This window comes from Paracoccus sp. (in: a-proteobacteria) (genome assembly GCF_035556475.1).
In the GTDB taxonomy this organism is placed as follows: domain Bacteria; phylum Pseudomonadota; class Alphaproteobacteria; order Rhodobacterales; family Rhodobacteraceae; genus Paracoccus.
The window spans coordinates 1-10,486 of sequence record NZ_DATMFA010000003.1; the positions used below are offsets into that span (position 1 = coordinate 1).

Below are 10,486 nucleotides of genomic sequence, written 5' to 3' on the forward strand. Positions count from 1 at the left end.
ACCGCGATCTCGTCAAACGGGTTCATCGACATCTTGACATTGGCAAGATCGACACCGGATCCGTCCGCCTTAACGCGGGCCTTCACGTTGTAGTCGATCACGCGTTTCACTGGCACGAGAACCTTCATCGGCCTCTCTCCCTTTTGTTGCGTCACCTGTTCGGGGGATTTGTTAGCGGGCTGGTCCGGGCAATAACAGGGAAAAAACGACGGGTTTGTGTCGTTAGGCGAAGTAGCCCGAATGATGGCGCTATCGACTGGCGCCGGGAACCCAGAGGATGTCGTCGGTGCCGTTCGCATTGGCAACGCGACCCGCGACGAAGAGCCAGTCGGACAGACGGTTGAGATATTTGACCGCCTCGGGATTGGCGTCCTCGCTCGCGGCAAGGGCCACCGCGGCGCGTTCCGCGCGGCGGGCGACGGTGCGGCAGAGATGCAGATGCGCCGCAAGTGCCGACCCGCCCGGCAGGATGAAACTGCGCAGCGGCGCGAGGTCGGCGTTCATGCCGTCGATCTCGGCCTCGAGCCGCGTGACCTGCGATTCGATGATCCGAAGTACCGGATAGGGGGCACTCGCATCCTCCTCCATCCGGGGGCGGGAGAGGTCGGCGCCAAGGTCGAAAAGGTCGTTCTGGATCACCGCGATCCGTTCGGCCATGCTGCCTTCGGCATGGAGCCGCGCCAGCCCGAGCGTCGCGTTCAGCTCGTCCACCGAACCATAGGCTTCGACGCGGAGCGCGTGTTTCGGCACCCGCTCGCCATTCGAGAGGGCGGTTTCGCCCCGGTCGCCGGTGCGGGTATAGATGCGGTTCAGGACGACCATCAGTGACCCCTTGCCCAGAGATAGAGCAGGAAGACGGCGACCGCGATCGCCTGGGCGATGATGCGCCAGCGCATCAACCGGTTGCCGTTCCTGCGGTTGAACTCTCCGCCCCGGGCAAAGCCGCCGATCCCGGTCGCGAGGATCACGACGACCGCGAGGCAGCAGATCGCCAGCAGGATGAGAAGCGGTTTGTCGTGCATGATCTTTGCCTTTCGGGGGTGAAGCCTAGCTGCGGCGCGCGAACCAGTCCAGTGCGCGCGTCGAAAGCAGCCGCCGCCCGATCCCCGAGACATGGGTGGGCGTGGTGACGTAATAGCGCGGGCGCGGGTTCGGGCTTTCCAGCGCCTGCGCGATCCGGGCGCTGACGGCCGAGGGCGGCAGTTCGAAGCGATCCTTTTTCGCGGCCGGCTCGTAAAGCCGTTTCAGCAGCACGTTGCGATATTGCTGGGCGCGCGGGCTCGACCGCCAGTCGATCCAAGCCTCGAAATGTGGGATCGAGTTCAGGCGGATCTTCGTGCCGATCGGTCCCGGCTCGATCAGGACGAACCTGACCGGGGTATCGGCCATCTCGACCCGAAGCACGTCGGTCAGCCCTTCGAGCGCGAATTTCGTCGCGACATAGGCGCCGCGCCACGGGATGCCGACCAGCCCGAGGACCGAGCTGATGTTCACCACCCGCCCGCCATGCTGGCGGAAATGCGGCAGCAGGCGGCGGGTCAGGTCGTGGGTGCCGAAGAGGTTCGCCTCGAAGATCGAGCGCAGCGCGCCGCGGGGCAGGTCCTCGGCCGCGCCGGGAATAGCGAAGGCGGCATTGTTCACCAGCGCGTCGATTCGCCCAAGAGAAAGGGCCTCTTCGGCGGCGCGGGCCACGCTGTCCTCGTCGCCGAGTTCGAGATGGATGGCGTCGAAGCCCTCGGCGCGGCGAGCCTCCAGATCTTCGGGCTTGCGGCAGGTGGCGATCACGCGCCAGCCCCGCGCCTTCATATGGCGCGCGGCATCGAGGCCGATGCCCGAGGAACAGCCGGTGATCAGAACGGTTTTCATGCGCCAGCCTCTTGTTGCCGGACGGTTCTGCGTCATGGGCGCGGTTCGCGCAATACGCGCATTTCCGGCTGGACCGAAGCCGCGCGCAGGAATATTCAACCTTACATGTCCGACGATCCGAACATCCCCGATCCGAATGCGGATCAGACCAGCTCCGAACCGCTTTCGCGCGCCATTGGCGAGCGTTACCTGACCTATGCGCTCAGCACGATCATGCACCGGGCCTTGCCCGACGCGCGCGACGGGCTGAAGCCGGTCCACCGCCGTATCCTTTACGCGATGCGCGAGCTGCGGCTGTCGCCCTCGGGGGCGTTCCGAAAATCCGCCAAGATCACCGGCGACGTGATGGGGAACTATCACCCGCATGGCGACGCGGCGATCTATGACGCGATGGCGCGCCTCGCGCAGCCCTTCGCCATGCGTTATCCGCTGGTCGACGGGCAGGGGAACTTCGGCAATATCGACGGCGACAACCCCGCCGCCAGCCGCTATACCGAGGCCCGGCTGACCGCTACCGCCGAGGCCCTGATGGAGGGGCTGGCCGAGAACGCGGTTGATTTCCGCCCGAATTATGACGGCACGCTGGAAGAGCCCATCGTGCTGCCCGCCGCCTTCCCGAACCTTTTGTGCAATGGCGCCAGCGGCATCGCGGTCGGCATGGCGACGAACGTGCCGCCGCATAACCTGCATGAGGTGATCGACGCCTGCCTGCATCTGATCAAGTCGCCGGATGCGCGCGACGACACGCTGATCTCGATCATGCCCGGCCCGGATTTCCCGACCGGCGGCGTGCTCGTTGAGTCCCGCGAGACCATTGCCGAGGCCTACCGGACCGGGCGCGGCAGCCTGCGCCTGCGCGCGCGCTGGTCGGTCGAGGATCTGGGCCGGGGCATCTGGCAGATCGTCGTGACCGAGATCCCCTATCAGGTGCAGAAATCCAAGCTGATCGAGCGGTTGGCCGAGGTGATCCAGCTGAAGAAGGTGCCGATCCTTGCCGATGTCCGCGACGAATCGGCCGAGGATGTCCGCATCGTGCTGGAGCCGCGCGCCCGCACCGTCGATCCCGACCAGCTGATGGCGGCGCTGTTCCGCGTCTCGGATCTGGAGATCCGTTTCGGCCTGAACATGAACGTGCTGATCGACGGGCGCGTGCCCAAGGTCTGCTCGCTCAAGGAAGTGCTGCGCGCCTTCCTCGACCACCGGCGCGACGTGCTGGTCCGGCGGGCGAACCACCGGCTCGACAAGATCGCGGCCCGCCTTGAGGTGCTGGAGGGCTATATGGTCGCCTTCCTGAACCTCGACCGCGTGATCGAGATCATCCGCTATGAGGAAGACCCGAAATCGGTCCTGATGGCCGAGTTCAAGCTGTCCGAAGTTCAGGTCGAGGCGATCCTGAACATGCGCCTGCGTGCGCTGCGCAAGCTCGAGGAAATGGAGCTGCGGGCCGAGCATGGCCGGCTGACCGAGGAGCGTGAGGGGCTGGCCGCGATGCTGGCCGATCCCGCCGCGCAATGGGCGAAGATCGCCGAGGAACTGCGCGAGACGCGCGGCAAGTTCGGCAAGTCCGCGCCCGGCGGGTTGCGCCGGACCGAGATCGGCGAGATGGGCGAAGTGGCCGAGATCGACATGGATTCCATGATCGAGCGCGAGCCGATCACCGTGATCCTGTCGAAAATGGGCTGGATCCGCGCGATGAAGGGGCACCAGCCCCTCGATGCCGAGGTCAAGTTCAAGGATGGCGACGGCCCGTTCATGGCGCTCCATGCCGAGACGACCGACAAGCTGATGGTCTTTGGCGCGAATGGCCGCTTCTACACCCTGCCGGCGAACAACCTGCCCGGCGGGCGCGGCATGGGCGAGCCGCTGCGCCTGATGATCGACCTGCCGAACGATGCCGGCGTGATCGACATGTTCCCGTGGCGGGCGGATGCGCGCTATCTGGTCGCCTCGAAGGCGGGGGACGGGTTCATCGTCACCGCCGCCGACATCCAGGCCCAGACCCGCAGCGGCAAGCAGGTGCTGAACGGCGACGCGCTGCTCTGCCGCAGGGTGACGGGCGATCACGTCGCGACCGTGGGCGAGAACCGCAAGATGCTGGTCTTCCCGCTGGACGAACTGCCCGAGATGGGCCGCGGCAAGGGCGTCCGCCTGCAGAAGTTCAAGGATGGCGGGTTGTCGGACGCGATCTGCCTCGCCCTGTCCGACGGGTTGCGCTGGCAGGAATCCGGCGGCCGCACCCGGACCGAGCCTGACCTGACCGAATGGTTGGGCAAGCGCGCGGGCGCAGGCTATATGGCGCCGCGCGGTTTCCCGCGCGACAACAAGTTCAACTGAAATGGCCCAAAGGCCCGGAGATTTTCCGGGCCTTTGTGACTAGCTGTCCGCCTTGGGTTTCAGGATGACCGTCGCCCCGTCCGGGGTGGTCGTGGTCGAGGCGGTCTGATCGGACTTGGCCTTGCTGAACGGGCAAGCCGCAGCCGGCAAGGCGGCCACGGACAATGCCAAAGCGGCGGCGGCGATGAGTTTCGTCATGTCGTCGTGCTCCTGCTGGATTGGCACGGCTGCCGGTGCAGACGTGCTCGGCTCAGGGGTCAAGCGTCGCATGGCGCGTCGATTCGCTCAAATACACTATCTAGCGATCACGCACCCTTTTGCGCCCGGTCAGCATCGGCCTGACCAGATCCTCGCGCTTCCAGAAGCGATAGAACAGAATCACCGCCACATGCAGCAACACGAGCACGAGGACGAGGTTCGCGCCAAACTCGTGCCAGCCCACCGCCTTCGACCGCGTGGCCGGGGCCACATAGCTCGCCAGCGGCCCGACATTGATATAGTCATCCGGGTCCGAGATCAGCCCGCTGGTCACCTGCGCCGCAAGGACCGCGAGCATCGCGATCACCGACAGCGCGCCCAGCGGGTTATGGCCCGGCCAATAGCTTGGCTCGCGCATCAACACGCCGCGCAAATAGCCTGAAACCGCCCCCGGTCCGCGCAGGAATTGCGCGAAACGCGCCTCGGGCGGGCCGATGAAGCCCCAGACCAGCCGAAAGATCAGCAGGCCCGCGACGACATAGCCGCACCAGAAATGCAGCGTCATCTTGGCCGGACCGAACTGGCCGAGACACCAGCCGAGGATCACGAAAAACGCGAGGCTCCAGTGAAAGACCCGCAGGAGTGGATCCCAGACCACCGCCTCGCGCACCGGCCTCGGCCGGGGATCGGTCCCGGCCATCAGCTCTTTTCGCGATAGCTGTCGTGGCAGGCCTTGCAGGCCGCGCCCAGCTTGCCGACGACCGGGCCAACCTTGTCCTGCCCGCCCTTCACCGCCTCGGAGGCGCCGGTCGCCGCCTCGACAAGGCCGCCGAACTTGGTTCTGAAATCGTCCATGTTGTTCCAGATGTCGGGCTTGGCGGCGCTGTCCTCGGCCTCGTTCGAGGCGGTGCCCGCAATGAAAAGGCTGGGCAGGTCGTAATGGGTCAGCGCCTCGATATTCGCGGCGGCGCGGCTGGCCGCGGCCTCGTCATAGGCGATGTCGCCCTTGGCCATTCCGGCCAGCGTCGCCATGTTGATCGCAAGCATGTTGTAGAAACCGTGCCGCGCCTCGATGGCCTGTTCGGTGGCTTCGTCGGCGCTTGCGCCGATCGGATGGAACACGCAGAGGGCGGCGAAGGTGGCGGCGGTCAGGATCTGGCGCATCGACTGTCCTTTTCGTGTGGCATGGGCTGCACGGGGGTTCGCGATCAGAGAGTTGCACAAGGCGGGCGTTCTGCCAATCGCGCTCTGAATGCCGATTTCGTGATCAGCTCCAAGCCCGGTTTTTTCCCGCATAAGGCGAAAAAACGCGGGCGATGCGCGTTTTTCCTTCAGTCCCGTCTCACCGGTGGCGCGCAAACGAGCAAACCCGTTCCGGGCGCTGGTGCGAAATGAATTACGATTGAGTTATTCTGCGATGCGGCGCAACCTGAGATAGACGGGACCGCATACCTGTCACCCCGCGCCGCAACGGGGTTCTTCATGGCAGTGCCGCCGTTCTTGCCGCGTCTCTCCTCCCTCCGCGTGGTGCAAGAACGGCGGCCTCTTTCTCGTCAGGCCGCGCGTTCCAGCAGATAGCTGTCCATGATCCAGCCATGCGCCTCGCGCGCCGCTGCGCGGTCGTGGATGATGCGCGGCCCGGCCTCGGCCAGCGTGCCGTGGCGCAGCATCTGCTGGGGCATGCCCAGAAAGGCCCCCCACCAGATCGAGACGCCGGCGGGATCGAGGCCCTGGAACGCGCATTCGCCATCCAGCATCACCACCACCCGGTTTGCGCCCTCAGGCCAGCCGTGGTCGCGCATCTGGCGTCCGGTCGTGATCACGACGGGTGAGGCGAGTTCGTTCAGCGGGATGGCATGGGCCGCGCAAAGCGCCTGAATCGCGGTGATGCCGGGAATGACCCGCAGCCGCAGCGCAAGCCTTTGCGCCAGCCGCCGCGCGATGCGCAGGCTGCTGTCGTAAAGCGCGGGATCGCCCCAGACCAGCAGCGCGGGCCGGGTCGAGCGGTGGCGGCCAAGCGTCGCCTCCCATTCCGCGGCGATGGCGTCGTGCCATGCCTCGACGCCCGGCAGATAGCCCTGTCCGGCCTCGCGGCGCGGCATCGGAAAGCGGGCCAGTTCCGGGGGGCTGACAAGGACGCGGCGGCACAGCGCCTCGCGCAGATCGGCAAGGTCGGCCTTGTCCCCGCCCTTTTTGGGAATGAGGATCAGGTCCGAATCCTGCATCGCGGCGATGGCGTCGCGCGTCAGGTGGCCGGGGCTGCCGGTGCCGATGCCGATAAGGGTCAGGTCGATCATGGTCTTTCGCCGATAAGATGGAAGAAGCTGCCGGACGCATTTCCCCGGCGCGAGCCGGTCTCTGGCACGGAAGCGCCATTGGCGTCCACCACCTCGGCGAGGGGACTGTCAGGCTGGGCAAGGATGGTGGCGTAATGAAACTCATGCCCGGCCAGCGGCGCGGCATAGGCGCCGCAAAGCGGGGCAGAGGGCCGCGCCAGCCGATAGCCCAGATGCATCCGTCGCTGGGCGTAGCTCGTCTCCAGCCCCAGAAGGCCCGCCATGCGGTGGCGCTGGCCCTGCGCATCGACCAGCCCTTCGCCCATCGCCATATAGCCGCCGCATTCGCCATGGACCGGGCGGGTGCGGGCAAAGCGCTGCAATCCCGCGCGGAACCCTTCCGCCGCGGCAAGGCGGGGGGCGTGAAGCTCGGGGTAGCCGCCCGGCAGCCAGCAGGCCCCGGCGCTGTCATCCGGCCCCTCATCCGCGAGGGGCGAGAAGGGCAGGATCGTCGCCCCCGCCGCGCGCCAGCCCGCGACGAGATGCGGATAGATGAAGGAAAAGGCGTCGTCCTGCGCCAGCGCAATCCTCTCGGCGGGCGGCGGAAGCGGGCGAAACGCCTCGGCCGCGATGCCGCCCGAGGCTGCGGCGACGATGCCGTCAAGGTCCAGATGCCGGTCCGCCGCCGCGCCCGCCCGCGCCAGCAGGTCATCCAGCGCGGCATGTTCACGGGCCTGCACCAGACCCAGATGCCGCTCGGGCAGCTCGATCGCGGCGGCGCGGGGCAGGACGCCAAGGACCGGGATCGCGAGGCTATCGAGCGCGTGACGGATCAGTGCCTCGTGCCGGGCCGAGGCGATGCGGTTCAGCACCACCCCCGCCAGCCGGACATCGGGCCGCATCTCGCGGAAACCCAGCGCGATGGCGGCGGCCGACTGGGCCTGCCCCTTGCAGTCGAGGACCAGCAGGACCGGCCAGCCGGTCAGCGCGGCGATATCGGCGCTGGAGCCGTTGCCTAAGCCCCCGGTCGCAGCCACGCCGTCGAAAAGCCCCATCGAGCCTTCGACCAGCGCAAGATCGGCCCCCTCCGCCCTGCCGGCAAGATGCGCGATCTGCGCCCGGTCCATCGCCCATGAATCGAGGTTGAAGGACTCGCGCCCCGCCGCCGCCGCGTGAAAGGCGGGGTCGATATAGTCCGGGCCGCTCTTGAACGGCTGGATCGCCATGCCCCTCGCCCTCAGCGCCGCGATCAGGCCCAGCGTCACCGTGGTCTTGCCGCTGCCCGAGGCCGGGGCGCTGATGACAAGCCCCCTCACTCGGGGAATCTCGGGCTGGCGCCGACCGGGCGGAAGCGGCGGTCGTAATCCTCGGCGTAAAGGCGGCTTTCGTCGAAATCCTCGGTGGCGATGGCCCGGCCGACAAGGATCAGCGCCGTGCGCTCGCCCGTCCCGATCGCGGGGTCGAGGGTGGCAAGCGTCGCGCGCAGGATGCGCTGGTCGGGCCAGCTTGCGCGAAAGACCACGGCGACGGGGCAATCCGGCCCGTAATGCGGCAGCAACTCGGCCTGCACGCGGTCCAGCACATGCACCGAGAGGTGGATGGCCAGTGTCGCGCCGGTGGCGGCGAAACGGGCCAGCGCCTCGCCCTCGGGCATGGCCGAGGCGCGGCCGGAGGTGCGGGTTAACACCACCGATTGCGCCACCCCCGGCAGCGTCAGTTCCGCCCCGAGCGCGGCGGCGGCTGCGGCGAAGGAGGGCACGCCCGGCGTCACGTCATAGGGGATCCCCAGCGCATCGAGCCGCCTCAGCTGCTCGCCCATCGCCGACCAGACCGAAAGGTCGCCGGAATGCAGTCGCGCCACGTCCAGTCCGGCCGCATGGGCGGTGGCGATCTCGTCGATGATCCGGTCGAGGCTCAGGGATGCCGTGTTCACGATCCGCGCGCCGGGCGGGCAATGGGTCAGCAGCGCCTCGGGCACCAGCGAACCGGCATAGAGGCAGACCGGGCAAGCCGCGATCAGGTCGCGCCCGCGCAGCGTGATGAGGTCCGGGGCGCCCGGACCGGCGCCGATGAAATGAACCGTCATGCGGGTTCTCCTTCTGCGATGGCCGCGGTCGCCATGCCGTCCGCCGAGGTGACGCGCGCTACGACGATGCGCGCTCCGGGGCCGAGCGCGGCAAGCGCCGCCGCCTCGGCCAGCGAGCCGGTGCCGAAAAGCGCGGTGACGCGCGAGGATGTGGTCGGGGTGGCGATGCCCCGGACCCGCACGGGCAGCAAAGGCAGGCCGCGCCTGCGGGCCAGTTCGCGAATTGCCGCCGCGCCGGATTTTTCCTCGGCGGTGGCGAGCGCGTCTGCCGGACCGGCGCGGTCCAGCGCAGAGGCGAGCGACTCGGGCGTCACCGCGCTGCGAAAGCCGATGCCCGCGACCCTCACGGCCAGCTCCATTGCGTGACGGTGCGCGCCGGTGTCCAGCCGCGCCTGCCGCCCAGCGGGCCCACGTCCTCGATGCTGATGCGGGTCAGGCTGCCGCCACGCTGGCCGTGGAGTTGGGCGAGCAGCGCCTCGGTCTCCAGCGTCACGGCATTGGCGACGATGCGCGCGGGGGGCAGCGCCTCGAACATTTCCGGCCCAGCCCCGCCGCCGACAAAGATCGCATCGGGCGGGGGCAGGCCTGACAGCGCGCCGGGCGCCGCGCCCGCGACCACGCGCATCCGGTCGGGCAGGCCGAAGCTTTCGATATTCGCGGCAAGGTTCACGCGGCGATCCTCGCGCGGCTCGATGGCCTGGGCCTGGCCGCCGTTCAGGCACCATTCGACGCTGACCGAACCCGATCCCGCGCCGATGTCCCACAGCATCTCGCCTGGACGCGGGGCAAGTGCGGCAAGGGTCATGGCCCGGATGGCGCGGCGGGTGATCTGCCCGTCATGGGCGAAGGTGTCGTCGGGCAGGCCGAAGCCGCGCGGCAGCCCGGTCCCCGGCGGCAGATCGGCCCCGTCCAGCGCCACGGCGACGGGGGCGCAGCAGGTCAGGTCGAACCCCTCCGGGCTGGTCCTGCGGATCCGCTCGCGCGGGCCGCCAAGGGCTTCCAGCACCACCATCCGCGCCCGGCCAAGGCCGTGGGCGACCAGCCATTCCGCCAGTTCCGAGGGCGCGCGGGCGTCGCGCATCAGGCAGATCGCGCGGGCGCCCCGCGCCATGACCGGGCGCAACCGGCCCAAGGGCATGGCGTGCAGGCCAAGGCAGGCCGTCTCCTCGATCCGCCAGCCAAGGCGCGAGGCGGCAAGCGAGAACGTCCCCGGCACCGGATAGGCCCGCCATTCCCCGGCGGCGAGCGCGGTGGCAAGCGGGCCGCCCGCGCCGTGCCAGAAGGGATCGCCGGACACCAGCGCCGCGACCGGGCGGCCGCGCAGCGCCATCAGCGGCTCGATGCTGAAGGGCACCGGCCAGCACCGCCCCTCGACCCCGGCCAGCGCGAGGTGGCGGGGCGCGCCAAAGACGATTTCGGCCTCGGCCAGCGCCTTGCGGCTTGCGGGCGAAAGGCCCGCAGGTCCATCCTCGCCCAGTCCGATGATCGACAACCAGGGTTCAGCCATGACGCGCATCCTTCTTCTGGGTGGGACGACCGAGGCCGGAAACATGGCCCGCGCCCTTGCCGAGGCCGGGCTCGACGCCGTCTATTCCTATGCCGGCCGCACCCGCAGCCCGGTCGAGCAGCCTTTGCCCACCCGCATCGGCGGTTTCGGCGGGGTGGCGGGGCTGGCGAAATTCCTGAAGGACGAGGCCGTGACCCATGTGATCGACGCGACCCATCC

13 protein-coding genes and 1 pseudogene are annotated in these 10,486 nt (G+C 68.4%); 2 read left to right on the forward strand and 12 right to left on the reverse strand.

The features are described 5' to 3' along the window. The 4 genes and pseudogenes from VNQ78_RS00240 to VNQ78_RS00255 form a co-directional block, all read right to left on the reverse strand. Positions 1-128 (reverse strand): annotated as a pseudogene (locus VNQ78_RS00240) (electron transfer flavoprotein subunit beta/FixA family protein); the annotation flags it as partial. A gap of 121 nt (positions 129-249) precedes the next feature. Then, entirely contained in the window at positions 250-822 is a 573-nt protein-coding gene (locus VNQ78_RS00245) for a cob(I)yrinic acid a,c-diamide adenosyltransferase (RefSeq protein ID WP_325685364.1), read from the reverse strand. Further along, positions 822-1,022, reverse strand: a complete 201-nt coding sequence (locus VNQ78_RS00250) for a twin transmembrane helix small protein (RefSeq protein ID WP_325685366.1) — start codon at positions 1,020-1,022, stop codon at positions 822-824. The genes VNQ78_RS00245 and VNQ78_RS00250 overlap by 1 nt, the downstream gene beginning before the upstream one ends. Positions 1,023-1,047: 25 nt before the next feature. Beyond that, on the reverse strand, positions 1,048-1,866 hold the full coding sequence (locus VNQ78_RS00255) for an SDR family NAD(P)-dependent oxidoreductase (protein WP_325685368.1): 819 nt from the start codon (positions 1,864-1,866) through the stop codon (positions 1,048-1,050). A 105-nt stretch (positions 1,867-1,971) separates the two neighbouring features. Here VNQ78_RS00255 and parC point away from each other — a divergent pair, with 105 nt between their 5' ends. Further along, positions 1,972-4,200 carry a DNA topoisomerase IV subunit A gene (gene parC / locus VNQ78_RS00260; RefSeq protein ID WP_325685370.1) on the forward strand — a complete coding sequence of 743 codons (2,229 nt, stop codon included), beginning with the start codon at positions 1,972-1,974 and terminating at the stop codon, positions 4,198-4,200. A 39-nt stretch (positions 4,201-4,239) separates the two neighbouring features. On the opposite strand, the gene VNQ78_RS00265 is transcribed toward parC, so the two are convergent. The 8 genes from VNQ78_RS00265 to cbiE all read right to left on the reverse strand — a co-directional run bounded on the left by VNQ78_RS00265 (position 4,240) and on the right by cbiE (position 10,267). Continuing rightward, the gene (locus VNQ78_RS00265) at positions 4,240-4,398 is read right to left on the reverse strand and encodes a hypothetical protein (protein WP_325685372.1); all 159 of its coding nucleotides are present in this window, start codon (positions 4,396-4,398) and stop codon (positions 4,240-4,242) included. A 100-nt stretch (positions 4,399-4,498) separates the two neighbouring features. Next, positions 4,499-5,098 (reverse strand): cytochrome b/b6 domain-containing protein, encoded by a 600-nt coding sequence (locus VNQ78_RS00270; protein WP_325685374.1) that lies wholly within the window; start codon positions 5,096-5,098, stop codon positions 4,499-4,501. Then, a complete protein-coding gene (locus tag VNQ78_RS00275; RefSeq protein ID WP_325685376.1) occupies positions 5,098-5,562 on the reverse strand; it encodes a cytochrome c in 465 nt (154 codons plus the stop codon). Before VNQ78_RS00275 ends, VNQ78_RS00270 begins: the two co-directional genes overlap by 1 nt. 389 nt (positions 5,563-5,951) lie before the next feature. Further along, positions 5,952-6,695, reverse strand: a complete 744-nt coding sequence (gene cobF, locus VNQ78_RS00280; protein WP_325685378.1) for a precorrin-6A synthase (deacetylating) — start codon at positions 6,693-6,695, stop codon at positions 5,952-5,954. Further along, a complete protein-coding gene (locus VNQ78_RS00285) occupies positions 6,692-7,990 on the reverse strand; it encodes a cobyrinate a,c-diamide synthase (RefSeq protein ID WP_325685380.1) in 1,299 nt (432 codons plus the stop codon). Before VNQ78_RS00285 ends, cobF begins: the two co-directional genes overlap by 4 nt. Beyond that, positions 7,987-8,760: a precorrin-4 C(11)-methyltransferase gene (gene cobM, locus VNQ78_RS00290; RefSeq protein WP_325685382.1), complete on the reverse strand. Its 774-nt coding sequence runs from the start codon at positions 8,758-8,760 to the stop codon at positions 7,987-7,989. The genes VNQ78_RS00285 and cobM overlap by 4 nt, the downstream gene beginning before the upstream one ends. Beyond that, entirely contained in the window at positions 8,757-9,107 is a 351-nt protein-coding gene (locus VNQ78_RS00295) for a cobalamin biosynthesis protein (protein WP_325685384.1), read from the reverse strand. Before VNQ78_RS00295 ends, cobM begins: the two co-directional genes overlap by 4 nt. Then, on the reverse strand, positions 9,104-10,267 hold the full coding sequence (cbiE, locus tag VNQ78_RS00300; RefSeq protein WP_325685386.1) for a precorrin-6y C5,15-methyltransferase (decarboxylating) subunit CbiE: 1,164 nt from the start codon (positions 10,265-10,267) through the stop codon (positions 9,104-9,106). Before cbiE ends, VNQ78_RS00295 begins: the two co-directional genes overlap by 4 nt. Between cbiE and VNQ78_RS00305 the strand changes: the two genes are divergently transcribed. Further along, positions 10,266-10,486 (forward strand): precorrin-6A/cobalt-precorrin-6A reductase (locus VNQ78_RS00305; protein ID WP_325685388.1); only part of this gene is annotated, 221 nt, incomplete at its 3' end. The genes cbiE and VNQ78_RS00305 overlap by 2 nt on opposite strands.